Here is a 21,283-nt window from a genome sequence, read left to right as displayed (position 1 = left end):
TATGAAAAATATCATTGACGTTCAGCATTTAAAGTATAAATATGATAATCATGTAGAGGACTATATTCTTAAAGATGTGACGTTTCACGTGAAACAAGGAGAGTGGTTGTCTATTGTAGGTCATAATGGCAGTGGCAAATCTACGACAATTCGTTTAATAGACGGTCTGTTAGAAGCAGAAAGTGGCGAGATTATCATTGATGGAGATGAATTAACTCTTGAAAATGTATGGGAAAAGCGCCGGCATATTGGGATGGTTTTTCAAAATCCAGACAATCAATTTGTGGGAGCAACCGTTGAGGATGATGTCGCTTTTGGTTTGGAAAACCAAGGGATGGATTACCAAACGATGTTTGACAGAGTTCAAGAAGCGTTAGATATTGTTGGAATGCAAGACTTTAAAGAACGTGAACCAGCAAGACTTTCTGGTGGGCAAAAGCAGCGTGTGGCTATTGCTGGTGTGGTTGCTTTGCGTCCTGATATCGTTATTTTAGATGAAGCAACTAGTATGTTGGATCCAGAAGGGCGTTTAGAGTTAATTCAGACAGTTAAAAAGATTAAAGATCAACATGGTATGACTGTTATTTCTATCACACATGATTTGGATGAAGTAGCTCTTAGTGATCGAGTTTTGGTGATGAAAGAAGGACAGGTAGAATCGACTAGTACACCAAGTGAGCTTTTCTCACGAGCGGATTTAGAGGATTTAGGTTTAGATGAACCTTTTACAAATCAAGTAAAAGCAACTTTGATGAATTCAGGCTTTCAATTGCCAAAGCGCTATTTAACAGAAAAAGAATTGCAGGATTATTTATGGGAATTACTTTAGAAAATGTTAGTTATACTTATCAAGCAGGCACTCCCTTTGAGAGTCCTGCACTTTTTGAAGTCAATTTAGAAATAAAAAATGGATCATACATTGCTTTGGTTGGTCATACAGGTAGTGGAAAATCAACTATTTTACAATTACTGAATGGACTTTTAGTGCCAACTGAAGGAAGTGTTGTGATTAATGATGTCAAAATTACTTCGACATCTATAAACAAGGATATTAAACAAGTACGTAGAAAAGTAGGATTGGTTTTTCAATTTGCTGAAAGTCAGATTTTTGATGAGACAGTTTTAAAAGATGTTGCTTTTGGTCCACAAAATTTTGGAGTATCAAAAGATGATGCTGAACGTTTAGCACGTGAAAAATTAACTCTTGTCGGAATTTCAGAAGAATTATTTGAACGTAGCCCATTTGAATTATCTGGAGGACAAATGCGTCGAGTAGCCATAGCTGGTATTTTAGCGATGGAGCCAGAAATTCTTGTCTTGGATGAGCCAACAGCCGGTTTAGATCCCGCTGGACGAAAAGAATTGATGAGCTTATTTAAGCGATTACATGAAGCAGGAATGACCATTGTTTTGGTAACACATTTGATGGATGATGTTGCTAATTTTGCGGATACTGTCTATGTGATGGAAAAAGGAAGACTAGTCAAAAGCGGAGAGCCTCGGCAAGTTTTCCAAGATGTAGCATTTATGGAAAGTATTCAACTAGGAGTTCCCAAAATTACAAAATTTGCACAAGAATTAGAAAATAGAGGGCTAACTTTTCCATATTTACCTATCACTATAGAAGAATTTAAGGAGGTATTCCATGGATAGTATGATTTTGGGGCGATATGTTTCTGGAAATTCAATCATTCATCGACTAGATCCTCGCAGCAAACTTTTGTCAATGTTTTTCTTTATTTTAATTATCTTTTTAGCAAATAATATTGTAACTAATGGCCTATTGTTCATCTTTGCAATATTACTAGTTGGGCTTTCAAAGATTCCTTTAGTTTTTTTCCTTAAAGGATTAAGATCTATGGTCTTTTTGATTGCTTTTACTACTTTATTCCAACTATTTTTTACATCTGGTGGCTCGTTGTTATTTCAATTTGGCTTTATAAGAATCACAGAGGTAGGTTTAGCTCAGTCAGGCATCATTTTTAGTCGCTTTCTTTTAATTATTATTTTTTCTACTCTCCTAACTTTAACAACCATGCCACTTAGTTTGGCAGACGCAGTTGAATCATTATTGCGGCCTTTAGCAGTATTAAAGGTACCCGTTCATGAAATAGGGTTGATGTTGTCAATGAGTTTACGCTTCGTCCCTACTTTGATGGATGACACAACACGGATTATGAATGCTCAAAGGGCGCGTGGGGTTGATTTTGGTGAAGGAAGTGTTGTTCAAAAGGTAAAATCAATTATTCCTATTTTGATTCCGTTATTTGCTTCTAGCTTTAAACGTGCAGATGCTTTGGCAACTGCTATGGAAGCGAGAGGTTATCAAGGTGGTGTAGGAAGAAGCCGTTACCGCCAGTTGAGGTGGAAAAAAGAAGACACACTTTCTATTTTTGCTATGTTTGTCTTAGGTTTGATGTTATTTTTCTTAAAAAGTTAAAAAACTTATATTATTGTTAGCAAAAAAACGCCTTTTAAAGCGTTTTTTGCGTATAAAATCAATATTTCTGTAATCTTTGTAATACAATTATAAGATTAGAGTAATATTTTATGTGTAATATAGTATTATACGAAAAAAGGAGAAATTGATATATACATGAAATCAATGAAATTAACGTTATCAGGACTTCTTACTGCAGTTGCTTTTTTTGCAACAGGAACTATTGCAAGTGCTGAATCTTATACTGTTAAATCAGGCGATACTTTATCAGAAATTGCTAAAGAAAAAAATACATCAGTTGAAAAGTTAGTTGAGCTCAATAAAATTAAAAATCCGGACTTGATTAAAGTTGGACAAATTTTAGAGCTTGATGAAGAGAATCTTTCAGCAGGTTCGACAGAGACTGCAACAGAAGAAGCTGTAACTTATGAAGATGTGACGTATAATGCACCTGCTGCTTCAACTACTTATTCGCAACCAGCTACAGCAAATCATTCTTCAAATGCTGTTCTTTCTAATGGTAATACAGCAGGAGCGACAGGTGCTTATGCAGCTGCTCGTATGGCAGAATTAACAGGTGTTCCAGCGTCAACTTGGGAACAGATTATTGCTCGTGAGTCAAACGGACAAGTGAATGCTTATAACCCATCAGGAGCTAGTGGCCTTTTTCAAACAATGCCAGGTTGGGGTTCAACAGCTACAGTAGATGATCAAATTCAGGCTGCTTATCGTGCATATAGTGCACAAGGGTTATCAGCTTGGAATTACTAAATGGAATAACAAGAACGGATTAATTAAAAGATGAATAAATCAAGTAAAGATTTATTCATCTTTTTTTGTATATCGTAAATATAGTTTACAACTTATGTAAAGTATTATTTATCAATGCTGTTAAAAGATTTTGTGGTGAATTTGAGATAAAATCTGCTCCATTGTTAATTAATTCATCTCGATATCCAAATCCCCACAAAACTCCTAGAGTGTTCATTCCAACGGATTTTCCACCTATCATATCAAATTTGGTATCTCCGATGATAACAGATTGGTTAAGGTTGGCATGAGAATAGTTTAAAGCGCGTGTTAAAACATCGGCTTTATGGTAAGAATTCGGAAGTGAGCCAAAGATGCCATTGAAATGCTTATCAATTTTTAGGTATTGTGCCATTTTATTAGCCATCACTTCATTTTTACTAGTAGTGATATAGATATGATAATCTGAATTTTCTAATTCTAATAAAAGTTCCTTTACACCATGGTAAAGCTGAGTTTCAAACACACCTTTATTTTTATAATATTCTCTAAATAAAGCAATAGCATGATTGATATCAGCTTCTGGAACAACAGAAGCAAAGCTTACTTCTAAAGGTGGTCCAATGAAGGTATCTAACTCTTTGCTATCAGGGGTTTTGATATTTAACGAGGTGAATGCATAGTGGAAAGCATTTTTGATTCCTGCTGAACTATCAACAAGTGTTCCATCTAAATCGAAAAAAATATACTTAAAATTTTGCATAGTCTGTATTTTTATAAGGGAGACAGTCTGGAAGACTGTTGAGGTTGCGAATGAAGAAAAAGAAGGTTTTGTTAAAAGTACTCTTCTCAGCTTGAAAAGTGAACAGTGTTAAGATTTGTCTTGCAAATCTTATCAGCTTCAAAGCGCTACTTTGAGCAACAGTTATTGCAGCGTTGGTGTCTTATACAGTGTACTTTGAAGCTGGAGGTTGTTATCCCAGCTTTTTTGTATAAAAAGAGGTCAATCTCCAAAAATTTCTTTAGACAGTTTACGACCAGTAGGTGTAGTTGCTAAGCCACCTTCAGCAGTTTCGCGAAAAGCAGTTGGCATGCTAACCCCGACTTGATACATAGCATCAATCACTTCATCAACGGGAATTTTAGATTCAATTCCTGCTAAAGCCATGTCGGCTGCAATGAAAGCATAACTAGCTCCCATAGCGTTTCGCTTGACACAGGGAACCTCTACCAAACCTGCAACGGGATCACAGATTAATCCAAGCATATTTTTAATGATAAAACAAATTGCTTGACTGGCTTGAAATGGTGTGCCCCCAGCTGCTAGAACAAGTGCTGCTGCACTCATGGCTGCTGCTGACCCGACTTCAGCTTGACAGCCTCCTTCGGCTCCTGAAATGGATGCATTATTAGCGATAACTAGACCAAAAGCTCCAGCAGTTAATAGAAAGTCTAGTTGTTGTTTTTCAGTAAGTTCTAATTTTTCAATAGCTGATGTAAGAACGGCAGGTAAACAACCAGCACTTCCAGCTGTTGGTGTTGCACAAACTAGCCCCATTTTAGCATTATATTCATTGACAGCAATAGCATTTTTTGCTGCCGTTAAGACAGTGTAATCTGAAAGTGCTTTTCCTGATTGAATATATTTGTGAAGTTTGGTTGCATCACCACCTGTTAAACCACTCCGAGATTTACTTTCATCTAATCCCATAATGACAGAGGCTTTCATAACTTCTAGATTTCTGGTCATCAACCGTAAAACTTCATCTCGTTCACGCCCTGTCAGTTCGTATTCAGTAGCAATCATAAGTTCGGCAACGCTGCCTTGAAAGTCTAAATCAGCTTGTTCTACTAATTCTTTGATTGAATAAAACATAAGTTCTCCTATTTGAAGAAATTGACATTGTGGAGATGAGGAATTTTGCGAATTTCTTCTATTGCTTCCTCGCAACTGCGATTGTCAACTTCGATAATCATAATTGCTTTTTCACCAGCTTTTTCTCTTGTGACATTCATTTGTGCAATATTGATGTTGTAACGAGAAAGTGCTTCAGTAACATGAGCAATCATTCCAGGTATATCTTGATGAACGATAATGATGGTCGGAGTGTTCATACTGAGCGAAACAGAGAAACCATTTAATTCAGTCACTTGGATATTTCCACCACCAATAGAAATACCAGTAACGCTAATCGTTTTCCGATCATTTTTAACGGTTATTTTAGTTGTATTTGGATGTGGAGCATTGCTATCTTTTTGAATCGTCCAGACAATTTTAATGCCTCTTTTATGAGCAATCTCAAGGCTGTTTGGAATTTCAGGATCATCTGTGTCCATCCCAAGAATCCCAGCCACCAGAGCTAGGTCTGTACCATGTCCCCGATAAGTTTTTGCAAAAGAATTAAATAGTTGAAATTCAACTTCTGTTGGCTCGTCATCAAAAATTGATGAAACAATTTTTCCAATACGAACAGCACCTGCTGTATGACTGCTAGACGGACCAATCATCACAGGTCCAATAATATCAAAAACAGATTGAAATTTTAGTGAGTTCATCGTAACTCCTTATAAGTTCATTGTCTTCATTATATCAAAGTTCAGTATATTTTTCTGCCTTTTTAATTGATAAAATAGATGTGACCCAACTTCTAGACTTGCTTCAATGTAACTTTTCTTATAGTTACCTTAAAGCAAAGAAATATAGGGTGGATTTTAGTCTTTCTTCAATTTGTTTGTAATATTTTTAATGAAAGGAAAAACCAAGAGTAACAATTAAGGTATATGATAGTTCTATCATAGAAAAGGAGAATTTAAATGATGTTGAATTTAAATAGCACAAATAAAAAAACAAAAGTAGGTTTAATGAGTTTAACAGCAACAGTGCTGTTCTTTCTTCCTACATTTGCAAATGCAGATAGCTATACAGTAAAATCTGGAGATACTCTTTCAGCTATCGCTGCATCACATAATACAACAGTTGATCACATTGCTCAGAAAAATAAGATTAGCAATATTCATCTGATTAGTGTTGGGCAAGTATTAGAGTTAGATGATACCACTACAACTACTACGGCATCAAGCAATTCTACAACTACTACATCTGGTCTGAGTGCTGAAGATGCAGCAGCAAAAGAATGGATTGCACAAAAAGAATCAAGTGGTAGTTACACAGCACAAAATGGACAATATTATGGTCGTTACCAATTGAGTTTATCTTACTTAAATGGTGACTTATCAGCAGAAAATCAAGAAAAAGTAGCAGACGCTTATGTAGCAGGTCGTTATGGTTCTTGGTCAGCTGCTAAGGCTTTCTGGCTAGCAAATGGTTGGTATTGATGAATACGAGAAATAATTGAGGTTGGGACAAAATGTTCCAGCCTGTTTTTTACGATAGAAGTTGCAAAGTCATTCACTAGATTCCAAGAAACTATTTTGATGGAGTATCCATTGTTCAATCACTGTCTCAATAGTTGTTATCTACCACATTTTTAGTTTACAGCGGTGTAAAGGTAGAACTATTTGGCTGTTGAAATTTGTTCTTAAACTTATTTCATGTTATAATAAACCTTGCTCTAAGCGACCTTCAATCGTTGAAAGCACAGCACGACCTTCAATCGTGAAATAACGAAAAGATGGGAGAATACAATGAGTGATAACTCTAAAATTCGTGTCGTTGTTGGTATGAGCGGAGGTGTTGATTCATCAGTAACTGCTTTGCTCTTGAAAGAGCAAGGTTATGATGTGATTGGCATTTTCATGAAAAACTGGGACGATACAAATGAATTTGGTGTTTGCACAGCTACAGAAGACTACAAGGATGTAGCAGCTGTTGCAGATCAAATTGGCATTCCTTACTACTCTGTCAACTTTGAAAAGGAGTACTGGGATCGCGTTTTTGAATATTTCTTGGCAGAATACCAAGCTGGTAGGACTCCAAACCCAGATGTCATGTGTAACAAGGAAATCAAGTTTAAAGCCTTCCTTGACTATGCTTTGACACTGGGAGCAGATTATGTTGCAACTGGTCATTATGCTCAGGTGAAGAGAGATGAAGATGGCTTAGTCCACATGCTGAGAGGTAAGGACAATAATAAGGATCAGACTTACTTCCTAAGTCAACTGTCTCAGGAACAACTTCGGAAGACCATGTTTCCTCTGGGGCATCTAGAAAAGCCAGAAGTTCGAGCAATAGCTGAAAAAGCTGGTTTGGCTACAGCTAAGAAAAAAGACTCGACGGGTATTTGCTTCATCGGCGAAAAGAATTTTAAAGAGTTTCTGAGTCAATACTTACCAGCCCATCCCGGCCGCATGATGACTCTGGATGGCCGAGATATGGGTCAGCATGCTGGGTTGATGTATTATACTATTGGCCAGCGAGGTGGTCTTGGAATTGGTGGTCAGCATGGTGGTGATAATGAACCTTGGTTCGTTGTTGGAAAAGATCTCAGTCAAAATATTCTTTATGTTGGTCAAGGCTTTTATCATGACAACTTAATGTCAACCAGCCTTGACGCTAGTCAGGTTCATTTCACAAAAGAAATGCCAGAAGAATTTACTATGGAATGTACTGCTAAGTTTCGCTATCGTCAGCCAGATTCTAAGGTGACAGTTACTGTAAAGGGTGACAAGGCAACTGTCAACTTTGCAGAATTGCAACGCGCTATTACACCTGGACAAGCTGTTGTTTTTTATGATGGAGAAGAATGTTTGGGTGGTGGTTTGATTGATAATGCCTATAAAAATGGAAAGCTTCAACAGTATATTTAGATTGACATATTTTAGCAATCTGCTAAAATAGATGTAGCAATAACTATGATGGTCAAAGCTCATGGATGTTGCAGGCTTTTTGTCCTGCACTTCTAGAGGTTTGACTTTTTTGGTGAAAAAATAAGGAAAGAAAAGATGACATACAATTTTACTGAAAGTTATGATATTGTCGTAATTGGAGCAGGGCATGCAGGTGTTGAGGCTTCACTAGCAGCCAGCCGGATGAGCTGTAAAGTTTTACTTGCGACAATCAATATTGAAATGTTAGCCTTTATGCCTTGTAATCCTTCTATTGGAGGTTCTGCTAAGGGAATTGTTGTACGGGAAGTGGATGCTCTAGGCGGAGAGATGGCTAAGAATATAGATAAAACTTATATTCAGATGAAGATGCTTAATACTGGGAAAGGGCCTGCTGTTCGTGCTCTTCGTGCTCAAGCAGATAAAGAACTCTATTCCAGAGAAATGCGTAAGACGGTTCAACACCAAGAAAATCTGACTTTGCGTCAAACCGTTATAGATGAGATTCTAGTTGAGAATGGGAAAGTCATTGGTGTGAAAACAGCTACGCATCAAGAGTTTGCTGCAAAGGCAGTTGTTGTAACGACCGGTACAGCCCTGCGTGGAGAAATTATTATTGGGGATTTGAAGTATTCTTCTGGTCCTAATCATAGTTTAGCTGCAATTAACTTAGCAGATAATTTACGTGACTTAGGGTTTGAAATTGGACGTTTTAAAACAGGAACGCCACCACGTGTAAAGGCGGCGTCAATTGATTATGATAAAACAGAAATTCAGCCAGGAGATAAGAAGGCAAACCATTTCTCTTACACTTCTAGAGATGAAGATTATATTAAGGATCAGATTCCTTGTTGGTTGACTTATACTAATGCAGGGAGTCATGAAATTATTCAAAACAATCTTTATCGTGCACCAATGTTTTTAGGAATGGTGAAGGGTGTTGGTCCACGTTACTGCCCGTCAATTGAGGACAAAATTGTTCGTTTTGCAGATAAAGAACGCCACCAACTTTTCTTGGAACCGGAAGGACGAGATACAGAAGAAGTTTATATTCAGGGGCTTTCAACGAGTTTGCCAGAAGATGTTCAAAAAGACTTAGTGCATTCTATTAAGGGACTTGAAAATGCTGAATTGATGCGAACTGGCTATGCGATTGAATATGATATGATTATGCCACATCAGCTTCGTGCTACTCTAGAAACTAAGAAAATCTCAGGTTTGTTTACAGCTGGGCAAACGAATGGGACGTCTGGTTATGAAGAAGCAGCGGGACAAGGCATTGTTGCAGGAATCAATGCAGCTCTAAAAGTTCAAGGAAAACCGGAACTGATTTTGAAACGCAGTGATGGTTATATTGGGGTCATGATTGATGACTTGGTCACTAAGGGAACGGTAGAGCCGTATCGTCTTTTGACTAGTAGAGCCGAATATCGTCTCATTTTACGTCATGACAATGCGGATATGCGATTGACTGAAATTGGACGTAAAGTAGGATTGGTTGATGATGAGCGCTGGCTGCGTTTTGAAATTAAGAAACATCAATATGAAACTGAAATGAAGCGTTTGAATTCTATTAAATTAAAGCCAATTAAAGAAACGAATGAAATGGTTGAAAAATTAGGCTTTAAACCATTGACAGATGCAGTTACAGCGAAAGAATTTTTACGTCGTCCAGAAGTTTCATATCAAGATGTTGTCAATTTTATCGGCTCAGCAGCGGAAGATTTAGATGAAAAAATTATTGAATTGATTGAGATCGAAGTCAAATACGAGGGTTATATCTCTAAAGCGCTGGATCAGGTTGAGAAGATGAAGCGCATGGAAGAAAAACGTATTCCGGCAACTATAGATTGGGATGATATTGATTCTATTGCTACAGAAGCTCGTCAAAAGTTTAAGAAAATAAATCCAGAAACTATTGGTCAGGCTAGTCGGATTTCTGGTGTCAATCCTGCAGATATTTCTATTTTGATGGTTTATTTGGAAGGTAAATCACGAAGTATTTCGAAAAACCAGGAAAAAACAAAAAAATAATGATGAAGATACTTGTTCATACTATTGAACAAGTATCTTTTTCGTGAAAAATGTTTGACAAGTTTGTAAACTATTGAGTTAGTAAAGTTGAGAAAACAGTGACAGAACTTGTTTTTCCTTGTAAAGTAGACCAAGTAGTAATAGAAAGATTGATGTCTAACAAGATATTTGGCTTGCTTTATACAGGGAAAGCTCGCTTTTTTAGAGCTTTTATGGTAAAATGGCGGTTAAGAGGTTTATGATGGAAAAATTTCGTTTTACTCCAATCCATTTTGTAATCATGGGTGTTATTTCCTTTGGAATTTTAGCTATTTTATTAAGAGTTCTTGGTAGCGGCATTTTGATGTTAGTTGTGCTTTTTTTGGTGCTGGCTATTTTGATTTTTCTATTGATTTTCCAACAAAAAAGTTATGAACTTAATGAAGTAGAACAAATCCAGTATGTAAACAATCAAGCAGAAAACAGTTTGGCGTCATTACTTGAAAGGATGCCAGTTGGTGTTGTGAAAGTAGACCAAGCATCTGGAAATGTTGAATGGTTTAATCCCTATGCAGAGTTGGTTCTCACCAATGAAGATGGTGAGTTTGATATGGATTTACTGCAAAAAATCACTAAAATACCATTTGAAAATACAGGATCGTATGCAACGATTGGTGATACCAAATATTCAGTGTATATGGATCAGGCTTCAAGTGTGTTTTACTTTTTTGATGCGTCTAGCGAATATGAAGCAACTACAGAACTCGTGACGACAAGACCAGTTATCGGCATTGTTTCAGTTGATAATTATGATGATCTGGAGGATGTTGTGTCAGATTCAGATATTAGTCATATTAATAGTTTCATCGCAAAGTTTGTTGCTGAATTTGCCGAAAAATACGCCATGTTTTCTCGTCGTGTGGGGATGGATCGTTTTTATATTTTTACAGATTACACAGTTTTGGATCAGTTAATGCAAGATAAGTTCACAGTGATTGATCAGTTTAGGGAAGAGGCGAAAAAGCGGGAAATTCCTCTTACTTTGAGTATGGGATTTTCGTATGGAGATAGCAATCATGAACAGATTGGTAAAGTAGCTCTGTTAAACTTGAACCTTGCTGAAGTTCGTGGTGGTGATCAGGCTGTTGTAAAAGAAAATGATGAGTCAAAGAATCCAGTTTATTTTGGTGGTGGATCAGCTGCATCTGTGAAACGGACGCGTACTCGCACGCGCGCTATGATGACTGCTATTTCAGATAAGATTAAAAGTGTGGACCAAGTTTTTGTGGTTGGGCATAGAAATTTGGATATGGATGCACTGGGCTCTGCTGTTGGAATGCAAGTATTTGCTAGCAATATTATTGATCAGACCTATGCTGTCTATGATCCTCATCAAATGGCTGCTGATATTGAGCGAGCAGTTCATAGATTGCAAGATGAAGGAGAGACCAATCTTCTTTCGGTCGCTGATGCGATGACAATGGTAACGAATCGCTCTTTACTAATCATGGTGGATCATTCAAAAACAGCTCTGACCTTATCAAAGGAATTTTATGATTTATTTCATCAAATTATCGTCATTGACCACCATAGAAGAGACCAGGATTTTCCAGAAAATGCCATTATTAGCTACATTGAAAGTGGAGCAAGCAGTGCTTGTGAATTAGTGACAGAATTGATTCAATTCCAAAATTCTAAGCATCGACGTTTGAGTAAAATGCAAGCTAGTGTATTGATGGCTGGAATTATGCTGGATACGAAGAAATTTTCTTCGCGTGTCACTAGTCGAACATTTGATGTAGCAAGTTATTTGCGCACGCGTGGAAGTGACAGTGTAGCCATTCAGGATATTTCTGCCACAGACTTTGATGAGTACCGTGAGGTGAATGAGCTAATTTTAAATGGTAAGAAAATCTTGCCAAATGTACTTGTAGCCACTGGAGCAGAAGAAAAATGCTATGATACAGTTGTTATTAGTAAAGCTGCAGATGCTATGCTAGCTATGTCGGGAATTGAAGCGAGTTTTGTTGTCAGCAAAAATAAACAAAATAGTATATCGATATCTGCTCGTAGTCGTAGTAAAATCAATGTACAGCGGATTATGGAAGAGCTTGGCGGAGGCGGTCATTTTAATTTGGCAGCAGCGCAAATTTCTGACCAGACAATCGCACAAATCATCCAACGGTTGAATGAAATTATTGTTCATGAAGTACTAAAAGATAAGGAGTTAAAGAAATGAAAGTAATTTTTTTAGCAGATGTTAAAGGAAAAGGGAAAAAAGGCGAGATTAAAGAGGTGCCAACTGGTTATGCACAGAACTTTTTGATTAAAAAAAATCTTGCAAAGGAAGCAACTGCTGCAGCTATTGGTGAACTTCGTGGTAAACAAAAATCAGAAGAAAAAGCGCATGCAGAAATGTTAGCTGAAGCACAAGCTATTAAGGAAAAGCTGGAAGCAGAAAATACAATTGTTGAATTTACTGAAAAAGTAGGACCAGATGGACGTACTTTTGGTTCTATTACCAATAAAAAAATTGCTGAAGAATTACAAAAGCAATTTGGAATTAAGATTGATAAACGATTGATTCAAGTCAAGAATCCTATTCGTTCTGTTGGCTTGATTGATGTGCCAGTGAAAATTTATCAAGATGTGACTAGCGTTATCAATTTACGTGTAAAAGAAGGCTAATAAAGAAGATTATTTTTTGAGAGAGGAGGTCTTATGGCAGATATTGATGAATTGCGAGTACAGCCGCAAGACATTTTGGCAGAACAATCTGTTTTAGGTGCGATTTTTATTGATGAGAGTAAGCTAGTTTTTGTTCGTGAATATATCGAGCCAAACGACTTCTTTAAATATGCCAATCGCTTAATTTTTAAAGCGATGATTGATTTGGCAGATCGAGGTGATGCCATTGATGCAACGACTGTTCGTAATATTTTAGACAGTCAGGGTGATTTGCAAAACATTGGTGGTTTGTCTTACTTGGTTGAAGTTGTAAATTCAGTGCCGACTTCTGCCAATGCTGAATATTATGCTAAAATTGTAGCAGAGAAGGCTGTTCTGCGGCGGTTAATTTCACGTTTGACAGACTCTATCAACCTAGCTTATGATGGTGCTAGTCCTGCAGATGAAATCATTGCTGGAGCGGAAAAAGCGTTAATTGATGTTAGTGAAAATGCTAGTCGAAGTGGTTTTAAAAATATCAAAGAGATTTTGAATCTTAATTTCGGTAGTTTGGAAACACGCTCCCAACAAACTTCTGATATTACAGGGATTGCGACAGGTTATCAAGATTTAGATCATATGACGACTGGTCTCCATGAAGAAGAGCTCATCATTGTGGCAGCTCGTCCTGCGGTTGGTAAGACTGCTTTTGCCCTCAATATTGCACAAAATATTGGAACCAAGCTAGATAAAACAGTTGCTATTTTTTCTCTAGAAATGGGTGCCGAGAGCTTAGTAGACCGGATGTTGGCGGCTGAGGGTTTGATTGAATCGCATTCAATTCGAACGGGACAATTGACAGATGAAGAATGGAGCAAGTATGCGATTGCACAAGGAAATTTAGCAGAAGCTAGCATTTACATTGACGATACACCAGGAATTCGGATTACAGAGATTCGTTCACGTGCTCGAAAATTAGCGCAAGAAACAGGAAATCTTGGCTTGATTTTAATTGATTACTTGCAATTAATTACAGGGACTGGTCGAGAAAATCGTCAACAGGAAGTTTCTGAAATTTCTCGTCAATTAAAGATTTTAGCAAAAGAGTTGAAAGTGCCTGTTATTGCGCTGAGCCAGCTTTCGCGTAGTGTGGAGCAACGTCAGGATAAGAGACCAGTTTTGTCAGATATTCGTGAGTCTGGTTCAATTGAGCAGGATGCAGATATTGTAGCTTTTCTTTACCGCGATGACTATTATGAACGGGGCGGTGAAGAAACTGAAGGGATTCCAAACAACAAAGTCGAAGTGATTATCGAAAAGAACCGTAGCGGTGCACGTGGTACGGTGGAATTGATTTTTCAAAAAGAATACAATAAGTTTTCAAGTATTTCTAAGAGAGAGGAATAGATAATGAGTGATGCATTTACAGATGTTGCAAAAATGAGAAAAATTAAAGAAGAAATCAAGGCCCATGAAGGAAAAATGGTAGAAATGACTCTTGAAAACGGTCGTAAACGTCAAAAAAATAAGCAAGGTCGTTTAATCGAAGTCTATCCTTCTTTGTTTATCGTTGAATATACCAACAATAGTAGTAATCCAGGTGAAATTGAAAATACTTACGTCGAATCCTATACTTATTCGGATATTTTAACAGAGAAAAACTTGATTCGGTATTTAGATTAAGATAAATTTATTTTAATGTAATGCGGCTGGAGTAAGAAATGATTAAAAATCTAATTTTTGATTTTGGCAATGTTTTAATTGAATGGAACCCTGCTAAGATTTTAGCTGCTTTCGTAGAGGATGAAGAAGATCGTAAGCGTGTCAAAACGGCTGTTTTTGACTCGGGAATTTGGGCTCAGACGGATATTGGAGAATTAAGCTTGAAACAAGCCATTCGGAAAGCTCAAAAATTGCTAGACGGTTCGTATGCTCCTACTGTTGAAGCTGTTTTTACTCGTTGGTATGAGGTAATAGATAGCTATTATCAGCTACAAGAGAAAATTTTTGAATGGGTTCAGATGGGGTATAGTATTTATATTTTATCTACTACCAGTGAGATCTTTTATATAGTTGAAAATGCCGGTTTATTACCAATGACAAAAGTATTGACGGGGAAAATCCTTTCTTATGAAGTAGGATGTGCAAAACCAGATAAAAGTATCTATCAAAAATTACTGACCCAGTATACATTGCAAGCTAGTCAATGTGTGTTTATAGATGATCTACAGGTTAATCTAGATACTGCTAAAAGTCTGGGGTTTGAAACTATTTTAGCAACATCTGAACGGCAAAATATAATTGCGATAGAGGAATTATTGAAAAAGAAAGGTTCTTTCCATAGAAAGAAATAATCTGACAAAATCCGTCTTTACAGATAGGATTTTTTTTGATATAATGGCTTTTGTGTGAAATAGCAGCAGGAGAGCATGAAGCTCGTCAACAGAACATAGCTATAAAAGTAGCCTTGGCTGTTTAGGCGAAAATGTTCTGCACGAATCAGGGCTTTCTAAGTGACTATTTCCTCAAAAATACTTTATAGGAGGACATTTTTATGTCACGTTATACAGGACCATCTTGGAAACAAGCTCGTCGTTTGGGTCTTTCTCTTACTGGTACAGGTAAAGAATTGGCTCGCCGTAACTATGTACCTGGTCAACATGGGCCAAACAACCGTAGCAAATTGTCAGAATACGGTTTGCAATTGGCTGAAAAACAAAAACTTCGTTTCACTTACGGTGTAGGTGAAAAACAATTCCGTAACTTGTTCGTACAAGCTACTAAAATCAAAGGTGGAATCCTTGGTTTCAACTTCATGCTTCTTTTGGAACGTCGCTTGGATAATGTTGTTTATCGTCTTGGACTTGCAACTACTCGTCGTCAAGCTCGTCAATTCGTAAACCACGGTCATATCCTTGTTGATGGAAAACGCGTTGATATCCCATCATACCGCGTAATCCCAGGTCAAGTGATTTCAGTTCGTGAAAAATCATTGAAAGTACCTGCAATTCTTGAAGCGGTTGAAGCAACTCTTGGACGTCCGGCATTCGTATCGTTTGATGCTGACAAATTGGAAGGTTCATTAACTCGTTTGCCAGAGCGCGACGAAATCAACCCAGAAATCAATGAAGCGCTTGTCGTTGAATACTACAACAAACAACTTTAATCTAAGACTTATCCGAAGTTGGGAAGACTCCCAGCTTCTTTTTTATGACTCATTGAAAATATCAAAAAAGAGAAAACAAATGTACTGACCTCAAAAAAGTTAGATTTTTTCTGTCTAACTTTTGGGGTGCAGTTCAAATTCGTTTTCTCTTTTCTAGTTTTAAAAGTGATGAGCATTTTTGTCTTGAAGTTTTTCACATTTTAACACTAAATGGCTTTATTCGTTAATATTTGAATAATCTTGATAGTAGCAAAATAGAATTATCTTCTAATCCAACATTTTTAAAAGAAAATCTGCCATTTGTTCAGGGCTCTCTTTTTTCCCTCTAGCAATCCACATTTGACAAACCCCAAAAAAGGCGTTTGTCAGGTAAACATAGCTATATTCTTTCTCCACTTGACTTAGTAGTTTACTACTAAAGCGCTCTTGTAGGTCTTCAGCCAGCATAATTTGAAATTTATGACGTAAAAATGTTTGGATTTCTTTTGTTCCGTTTTCTGTTAACAAAGCAGAAAGGAGGGATTCGCGTGTAAGGAAATCAAAAACTTCTATAATCGCGCTACGCTTGTCTTGAGCATACTTCTCAAAAATGTATTCTAACTTATGGAAAAGTTTCTGTTGATAATGCTCAATCATATCATATTTATCTTTATAGTGTGTATAAAAACTGCTGCGACTGATACCGGCCGTTTTTGTCAACTTGACAGTGCTAATCTGATCGAATGATTCGTGTTTAAGCAGATCGACCATTGCATTTTCAATAATCATTTTCGTTTTTTGACGTTTGTTACTTTCTACCATATGCCTTTCCTCTTTTGAACAATTTTATACAACATGTATAAAAATGAATTTTTTCTCTTGTGAAAAATTTCAGAAACTGTATAATCTATTATATCAAATATTTAGACAATGTGTATAAAAATATTTCAAAAATTAAAATTTTTATACAGAGTGTCTAAGATAGAGGAGAAAAAATGTTCAACGAATGGAAAGCAATTTTTAAAAAACCACTCTTCATTATTGTCATGATTGGTGTTTCCTTGATTCCGGCTCTTTATAATGTTATTTTTTTGAGTTCAATGTGGAATCCTTATGGAAAAGTATCGGAATTACCAGTAGCAGTGGTGAATAAGGATCAACATGCAAGATTTAACAGTAACACGTTGTCTGTTGGGGATGATATGGTGAAAAGCCTTAAAAAGAATGATGCTTTAGATTTTCATTTTGTATCTGAAGCAAAGGCAAAGAAAGGTTTGGAGAAGGGTGATTATTATATGATTATCACGCTTCCGAGTGATTTATCCCAAAAGGCAGCTAGTATTCTGGATAATAAGCCACAAAAAATGCAGATTGATTATCAAACGTCTAGTGGACATAGCTTTATTGCTAGTAAGATGAGTGATTCGGCTATGACGCGACTTCAACAAACTGTCGCAAACAATGTGACCAATACGTATATGACTTCTCTTTTTAAGAGTATGAATAAATTGAGAAAAGGTATGACAACAGCTGCTTCTGGTAGTGGTCAACTCGCTTCTGGTGGTCAACAATTGAAAGAGGGTAGTCAAACCTTGACAGATAATTTACAGACTTTATCTAGTTCTAGTATGACGTTTGCGGATGGTGCTAATACATTAACGACAGGTTTGGGAACGTATACTCTTGGTGTGCGTCAGTTGTCAGACGGGATTGGTACCTTGTCAACACGCCTTTCAGCTTATACATCAGGTGTCGGTCAATTAGCTTCTGGCTCAACAACATTATCAAAAGGGTTGACAGACTATACAAATGCTGTTGGTCAGTTAGCGGACGGTTCAGAACAATTTTCAGATGGCTTAAGCGACTATACTAATGGCGTGGCAAATCTTGCAGGTGGTGCCAATCAATTAAATGATCAATCAAAAAATTTATTGGCAGGAGTCAATCAATTAACTGCTTCTAATGAGGAAATTCAAAAATTATCAAGCGGTGCGCATCAACTAGCTACGGGTCTGAACACTTTGATGGCGACTGTTAAACAATCTGGTATGACAGCTGAGCAAGTTCAAAAACTACAAGCTTTGCAAACAGGTTTAACTGCTGTTCAAACTGCTCTGTCAACAGGTTCAGACTTGTCAGCTGCTAAAGCGAGCATGACAACTGCTTTGAATGATATGGAAACAACTGCAAATATGCTTGTCAATAGTGTTGCGACAGATAAGGCTACGATTACAAATAACGTAGCTGCTACAGCTGCTTATCAAAAATTAAGTGCTAGTGAACAAGCAGAAATCAATACCGCTATTTCACAAGCTCCAAGCCAAACTTCTACAGCCGTGACAAAGATGTTGACAACGATTCAAGCGCTCAAGGCGCAAGTGGAAAATTTGCCAGATCAATCTTCTAACCAACAAAGCATCGCTGTCATCGAACAAGCCAAAGGTGCTCTTTCAAGTCTCCAAACGAGTGCACAACAATCTCAAGAAAGCATTCTTGCGGCATTACAACAATCGACTACGGGTGCTAGTCAAGTGGCAGCAGGAGTTGACCAATTGCAAAGGAGTTTAGCAACGGGTGCTGGTCGATTGGTGAAAGGTGTGACAGACTATACAAATGGAGTGGCTCAAATTACGGCAGGAGCTAACACCTTATCTAGTCATAACGAGCAACTAACATCTAGCATGGCGAAAATTAGTTCAGGTTCTAAGGTTTTAGCTAGTAAAAACAGTCAATTGACATCTGGAATGGCAAAGGTTGCTTCTGGAGCCAATCAATTAGCTGGTAATAATGGTCAAATTGACGCAGGCTTGGCAAAATTGGCAGCAGGAGCCAATCAATTAGTTAGCAATTCTGCGGCACTAGTGTCAGGAGTAGGTAAGTTGTCTGATGGTGCTGGTAAAATAGCAGATGGTTCTACGAAGCTGGCGGATGGTAGTTCAATGATGACGTCTAATTTGGGAAGGCTTGTGTCGGGTGTGGACGCCTTGACAGCAGGTTTGACAGATGCCAAAAATCAATTATCTATGGTGACAACCAATAAAGCCAATGCTAAAGCTCTCGCAAATCCATTGACAACGAAGAAAATAGATAAAGACCATGTTGGTAAAAATGGTATCGGTATGGCTCCATACATGATTTCTGTGGCACTTTTTGTAGCAGCGATTTCAACCAATATCATTTTTAACACGTTGCCTTCTGGTAAGAAACCTGAGACACGTATGGAATGGCTGAAAGCACGTATTCAGGTCAATGGCGTTATTTCTCTCTTGGCAGGTTTATTGGTGTATGGTGCAGTGCACATGATTGGCTTGACTGCCAATCATGAATGGGCAACGCTTGGAATCATTCTTTTAACGAGCATGTGCTTCATGGCGGTGGTGACGGCTCTGGTAACGTGGGACACTAAGCTTGGTGCTTTCACCTCCTTGATTTTGTTATTGTTGCAACTAGCCTCTAGTGCAGGGACTTACCCACTTCCGTTGACGGATAAGATTTTCCAAAATATCAATCCTTGGTTGCCAATGAGTTACTCTGTTTCGGCTTTGCGTCAAACAATTTCGATAACAGGGCAAGTCGGTGGACAAGTTGCCTTCATGACAGTTGTTCTGCTGCTCTTTGTCGGTCTTGGTTTCTTGGTCTACAATCCGAATAAAAAAGAATTAGTCTAATCTAAAAGCTCTTGTATCTCGAATACAGGAGCTTCTTTTTAAATTAAACCAAAGTGAGCAAGGGCGTGTGGAATGCCATTTTCATCATTAGAGCGCGTGATGAAAGTGGCTGCTTCTTTGACGATTGCTTGGCTATTGCCCATTGCAATTGAATAATCCGCTCTTTCAAACATTGATAGGTCATTGAGTCCGTCTCCGAATGCGTAAGTTGGTGCTTCATCTGCTAATAAGGTCAGTAGGTGCTGAATTCCAGAGCCTTTATTACAACCGTGCGGCGTGATGTCTATCGAGTAAGGGCTGTTACGGAAAAAGTGCAGTTCAGGGACTTCTGTTTGGTACTGAGTGTCTTTTTCGGGATCTTCACTAAAAATGAGCAACATCTGACAAGGCTGGTTTTGGTAAATGGTCGGTCCAACTTGGGGCAGGTCTTGATGGAAATAACGGAAATTCTGCTGAACAGTTGAACTGAGTGCTGTCACACGCATTTCTCCTTGTGAATAAAAACCGAGGCCGTGCTTATTTTCCTTTGCCAGTTGCAGGAGCTTGAGAATGCTGTTTTGTGCAATCCGTCCTTCAAACAGGAATTGCTTCTCATAGAGAATTTCCATTCCGTTTAGCAAAATGGCAGAATGAATCCCAGCGTCTTCCAGAACCGTTCCCATTTCTCCGCGGCCACGTCCGGTACAGACAATGGGAAGAAAGCCATTGGCTCGTAGTTGAGCAATGGCTCTTTTATTTTCTATCGGAACTTGTCCCTGACTATTTACTAAAGTACCATCAATATCAAAAAATACAAATCCGTTGTAAGTCATTTACTTCTCCGTTTCTATTGAAGTGGTTGAAATTCCATGTGAAATATGAGAGAAATAGGAAGCACGATATTGTTTGACTTCTTCTTGTAAATCTTCTAACAATTTTGTTTCTTCGGTTAATTCCAACAGACTAAGCCCTTTCCGTGTTAGTTCATCATTTGCTTGACAGATTCCAAGACGGACTTGAGCAAAGCCGAGAAAATCATAGCGCTTGAGTTGTTTGGCTAAGTCTAAGGCGATAGCGGAGATGTGTTCGCAGTCATCTAATAATTGATTACAGAGATAGATAGTAGAAAGGTTGAGCAGCAAGGAAACTTGGGCATTTTTGATGCTTTTGTAATCCTTGTATTTTTCAAGGTTAATTAAGATTTTTTCTGTAATATCCTGAAGCGTCTCAATAGGAAAAATAAAGAGAATCACACCTAGCATATTAAAGTCGTTTTTGTACCAAATATCACGCCTTTTAAGATCAGACCACATGGCTTCAGCTAATTCTCTAGAGTGGTCACTAAAACTATTTTTTCGGATTTCTATGATAATATTTAAGGTCTCTAGTATGTGCTGGATAGGAAGATCATGTTCAACTTTTTTTAAGTGTTCTTTACAAAGCTGAGCAATTTTAATCAATTCTGTACTATCTGAAGTAGATAAATGATTGGACATCTGATTGATAATCACTTGTCTTGTCCGCGGTTTATAGTAATCACAAATATATTCAAATTCCCCAAAGCTCATGTCAATCTGGTGGAGCAGAAATTCCATGGTTTCATAGCTGGGAACGGATTGGTTGCTTTCAAACTTGGAAAGATTGGAGCGCGAAATCCAATCTCCGCAAATCTCTTGCTGGGTGATTCCCTTTGATTTTCGAATCGTCTTGTAAACTGTGCCAATATCCCAATGCATAGGCGACTCCTTGTGTTAAATATGAAATGTGAAAATAGTGGGCATTTTGTGAATGCCTTTTCATAATATTATATCATAAGGATAAATAAAGACAAGGAGA

Annotated in this window: 20 protein-coding genes; 14 read left to right on the top strand and 6 right to left on the bottom strand. The window is 37.6% G+C overall.

Annotated elements, in window-relative coordinates:
- Position 1 precedes the first annotated feature (1 nt).
- From SCSC_RS09285 to SCSC_RS09270, 4 genes are all read left to right on the top strand, one after another.
- Positions 2–829 (top strand): energy-coupling factor ABC transporter ATP-binding protein, encoded by an 828-nt coding sequence (locus SCSC_RS09285; RefSeq protein WP_006270357.1) that lies wholly within the window; start codon positions 2–4, stop codon positions 827–829.
- Positions 814–1,653, top strand: a complete 840-nt coding sequence (locus SCSC_RS09280; RefSeq protein WP_006268841.1) for an energy-coupling factor ABC transporter ATP-binding protein — start codon at positions 814–816, stop codon at positions 1,651–1,653. The genes SCSC_RS09285 and SCSC_RS09280 overlap by 16 nt, the downstream gene beginning before the upstream one ends.
- On the top strand, positions 1,646–2,440 hold the full coding sequence (locus SCSC_RS09275) for an energy-coupling factor transporter transmembrane component T family protein (RefSeq protein WP_003071624.1): 795 nt from the start codon (positions 1,646–1,648) through the stop codon (positions 2,438–2,440). Before SCSC_RS09280 ends, SCSC_RS09275 begins: the two co-directional genes overlap by 8 nt.
- A gap of 150 nt (positions 2,441–2,590) precedes the next feature.
- Entirely contained in the window at positions 2,591–3,211 is a 621-nt protein-coding gene (locus SCSC_RS09270; protein WP_162837492.1) for a LysM peptidoglycan-binding domain-containing protein, read from the top strand.
- Between the two features lie 85 nt (positions 3,212–3,296).
- Here SCSC_RS09270 and SCSC_RS09265 read toward each other — a convergent pair whose 3' ends face one another.
- The 3 genes from SCSC_RS09265 to sdaAB all read right to left on the bottom strand — a co-directional run bounded on the left by SCSC_RS09265 (position 3,297) and on the right by sdaAB (position 5,746).
- On the bottom strand, positions 3,297–3,953 hold the full coding sequence (locus tag SCSC_RS09265) for an HAD hydrolase-like protein (protein WP_006270352.1): 657 nt from the start codon (positions 3,951–3,953) through the stop codon (positions 3,297–3,299).
- A gap of 240 nt (positions 3,954–4,193) precedes the next feature.
- Positions 4,194–5,066: an L-serine ammonia-lyase, iron-sulfur-dependent, subunit alpha gene (gene sdaAA / locus SCSC_RS09260; RefSeq protein ID WP_006270347.1), complete on the bottom strand. Its 873-nt coding sequence runs from the start codon at positions 5,064–5,066 to the stop codon at positions 4,194–4,196.
- An 8-nt stretch (positions 5,067–5,074) separates the two neighbouring features.
- Entirely contained in the window at positions 5,075–5,746 is a 672-nt protein-coding gene (gene sdaAB, locus SCSC_RS09255) for an L-serine ammonia-lyase, iron-sulfur-dependent subunit beta (protein WP_003071619.1), read from the bottom strand.
- 258 nt (positions 5,747–6,004) lie between these two features.
- Here sdaAB and apf point away from each other — a divergent pair, with 258 nt between their 5' ends.
- The 9 genes from apf to rpsD all read left to right on the top strand — a co-directional run bounded on the left by apf (position 6,005) and on the right by rpsD (position 15,821).
- Positions 6,005–6,526, top strand: a complete 522-nt coding sequence (apf, locus tag SCSC_RS09250) for an aggregation-promoting factor (RefSeq protein ID WP_022524604.1) — start codon at positions 6,005–6,007, stop codon at positions 6,524–6,526.
- 309 nt (positions 6,527–6,835) lie between these two features.
- Positions 6,836–7,957 carry a tRNA 2-thiouridine(34) synthase MnmA gene (mnmA, locus tag SCSC_RS09245; RefSeq protein ID WP_006270321.1) on the top strand — a complete coding sequence of 374 codons (1,122 nt, stop codon included), beginning with the start codon at positions 6,836–6,838 and terminating at the stop codon, positions 7,955–7,957.
- A gap of 135 nt (positions 7,958–8,092) precedes the next feature.
- Positions 8,093–10,009 carry a tRNA uridine-5-carboxymethylaminomethyl(34) synthesis enzyme MnmG gene (gene mnmG / locus SCSC_RS09240; RefSeq protein ID WP_006270316.1) on the top strand — a complete coding sequence of 639 codons (1,917 nt, stop codon included), beginning with the start codon at positions 8,093–8,095 and terminating at the stop codon, positions 10,007–10,009.
- A 241-nt stretch (positions 10,010–10,250) separates the two neighbouring features.
- Entirely contained in the window at positions 10,251–12,227 is a 1,977-nt protein-coding gene (locus SCSC_RS09235) for a DHH family phosphoesterase (protein WP_006270367.1), read from the top strand.
- Positions 12,224–12,676 carry a 50S ribosomal protein L9 gene (gene rplI, locus SCSC_RS09230; RefSeq protein ID WP_003071606.1) on the top strand — a complete coding sequence of 151 codons (453 nt, stop codon included), beginning with the start codon at positions 12,224–12,226 and terminating at the stop codon, positions 12,674–12,676. Before SCSC_RS09235 ends, rplI begins: the two co-directional genes overlap by 4 nt.
- A 33-nt stretch (positions 12,677–12,709) precedes the next feature.
- Positions 12,710–14,062, top strand: a complete 1,353-nt coding sequence (gene dnaB / locus SCSC_RS09225; protein ID WP_003071605.1) for a replicative DNA helicase — start codon at positions 12,710–12,712, stop codon at positions 14,060–14,062.
- 3 nt (positions 14,063–14,065) lie between these two features.
- On the top strand, positions 14,066–14,338 hold the full coding sequence (locus SCSC_RS09220) for a Veg family protein (protein WP_003071603.1): 273 nt from the start codon (positions 14,066–14,068) through the stop codon (positions 14,336–14,338).
- Positions 14,339–14,376: 38 nt separating this feature from the next.
- Positions 14,377–15,009 (top strand): HAD family hydrolase, encoded by a 633-nt coding sequence (locus SCSC_RS09215; RefSeq protein ID WP_006270354.1) that lies wholly within the window; start codon positions 14,377–14,379, stop codon positions 15,007–15,009.
- Positions 15,010–15,209: 200 nt separating this feature from the next.
- Positions 15,210–15,821 (top strand): 30S ribosomal protein S4, encoded by a 612-nt coding sequence (gene rpsD, locus SCSC_RS09210; protein ID WP_006270359.1) that lies wholly within the window; start codon positions 15,210–15,212, stop codon positions 15,819–15,821.
- A gap of 267 nt (positions 15,822–16,088) precedes the next feature.
- On the opposite strand, the gene SCSC_RS09205 is transcribed toward rpsD, so the two are convergent.
- Entirely contained in the window at positions 16,089–16,622 is a 534-nt protein-coding gene (locus tag SCSC_RS09205) for a TetR/AcrR family transcriptional regulator (RefSeq protein ID WP_006270363.1), read from the bottom strand.
- 173 nt (positions 16,623–16,795) lie between these two features.
- Here SCSC_RS09205 and SCSC_RS09200 point away from each other — a divergent pair, with 173 nt between their 5' ends.
- Positions 16,796–19,468 (top strand): YhgE/Pip domain-containing protein, encoded by a 2,673-nt coding sequence (locus SCSC_RS09200; protein ID WP_006270318.1) that lies wholly within the window; start codon positions 16,796–16,798, stop codon positions 19,466–19,468.
- Between the two features lie 38 nt (positions 19,469–19,506).
- Here SCSC_RS09200 and SCSC_RS09195 read toward each other — a convergent pair whose 3' ends face one another.
- Both SCSC_RS09195 and SCSC_RS09190 read right to left on the bottom strand, forming a co-directional pair.
- Positions 19,507–20,280: a Cof-type HAD-IIB family hydrolase gene (locus SCSC_RS09195; protein WP_006270340.1), complete on the bottom strand. Its 774-nt coding sequence runs from the start codon at positions 20,278–20,280 to the stop codon at positions 19,507–19,509.
- Positions 20,281–21,183 carry a helix-turn-helix domain-containing protein gene (locus SCSC_RS09190; protein WP_006270348.1) on the bottom strand — a complete coding sequence of 301 codons (903 nt, stop codon included), beginning with the start codon at positions 21,181–21,183 and terminating at the stop codon, positions 20,281–20,283.
- Positions 21,184–21,283: the final 100 nt, after the last annotated feature.

The sequence above is a fragment of the Streptococcus constellatus subsp. constellatus genome (genome assembly GCF_023167545.1).
In the GTDB taxonomy this organism is placed as follows: domain Bacteria; phylum Bacillota; class Bacilli; order Lactobacillales; family Streptococcaceae; genus Streptococcus; species Streptococcus constellatus.
The sequence above is the reverse complement of the archived record's forward strand: the minus strand, read 5'-3'. Positions and strand labels throughout refer to the sequence as shown.

Excerpts from the sequence above, each read along its gene's own strand:
- SCSC_RS09285 (WP_006270357.1), top strand. The coding sequence starts at position 2 with ATGAAAAATATCATTGACGTTCAGCATTTAAAGTATAAATATGATAAT.
- SCSC_RS09280 (WP_006268841.1), top strand. The coding sequence starts at position 814 with ATGGGAATTACTTTAGAAAATGTTAGTTATACTTATCAAGCAGGCACT.
- SCSC_RS09275 (WP_003071624.1), top strand. The coding sequence starts at position 1,646 with ATGGATAGTATGATTTTGGGGCGATATGTTTCTGGAAATTCAATCATT.
- SCSC_RS09265 (WP_006270352.1), bottom strand. The coding sequence starts at position 3,953 with ATGCAAAATTTTAAGTATATTTTTTTCGATTTAGATGGAACACTTGTT.
- sdaAA (WP_006270347.1), bottom strand. The coding sequence starts at position 5,066 with ATGTTTTATTCAATCAAAGAATTAGTAGAACAAGCTGATTTAGACTTT.
- sdaAB (WP_003071619.1), bottom strand. The coding sequence starts at position 5,746 with ATGAACTCACTAAAATTTCAATCTGTTTTTGATATTATTGGACCTGTG.
- apf (WP_022524604.1), top strand. The coding sequence starts at position 6,005 with ATGATGTTGAATTTAAATAGCACAAATAAAAAAACAAAAGTAGGTTTA.
- mnmA (WP_006270321.1), top strand. The coding sequence starts at position 6,836 with ATGAGTGATAACTCTAAAATTCGTGTCGTTGTTGGTATGAGCGGAGGT.
- mnmG (WP_006270316.1), top strand. The coding sequence starts at position 8,093 with ATGACATACAATTTTACTGAAAGTTATGATATTGTCGTAATTGGAGCA.
- SCSC_RS09235 (WP_006270367.1), top strand. The coding sequence starts at position 10,251 with ATGGAAAAATTTCGTTTTACTCCAATCCATTTTGTAATCATGGGTGTT.
- rplI (WP_003071606.1), top strand. The coding sequence starts at position 12,224 with ATGAAAGTAATTTTTTTAGCAGATGTTAAAGGAAAAGGGAAAAAAGGC.
- dnaB (WP_003071605.1), top strand. The coding sequence starts at position 12,710 with ATGGCAGATATTGATGAATTGCGAGTACAGCCGCAAGACATTTTGGCA.
- SCSC_RS09220 (WP_003071603.1), top strand. The coding sequence starts at position 14,066 with ATGAGTGATGCATTTACAGATGTTGCAAAAATGAGAAAAATTAAAGAA.
- SCSC_RS09215 (WP_006270354.1), top strand. The coding sequence starts at position 14,377 with ATGATTAAAAATCTAATTTTTGATTTTGGCAATGTTTTAATTGAATGG.
- rpsD (WP_006270359.1), top strand. The coding sequence starts at position 15,210 with ATGTCACGTTATACAGGACCATCTTGGAAACAAGCTCGTCGTTTGGGT.
- SCSC_RS09205 (WP_006270363.1), bottom strand. The coding sequence starts at position 16,622 with ATGGTAGAAAGTAACAAACGTCAAAAAACGAAAATGATTATTGAAAAT.
- SCSC_RS09200 (WP_006270318.1), top strand. The coding sequence starts at position 16,796 with ATGTTCAACGAATGGAAAGCAATTTTTAAAAAACCACTCTTCATTATT.
- SCSC_RS09195 (WP_006270340.1), bottom strand. The coding sequence starts at position 20,280 with ATGACTTACAACGGATTTGTATTTTTTGATATTGATGGTACTTTAGTA.
- SCSC_RS09190 (WP_006270348.1), bottom strand. The coding sequence starts at position 21,183 with ATGCATTGGGATATTGGCACAGTTTACAAGACGATTCGAAAATCAAAG.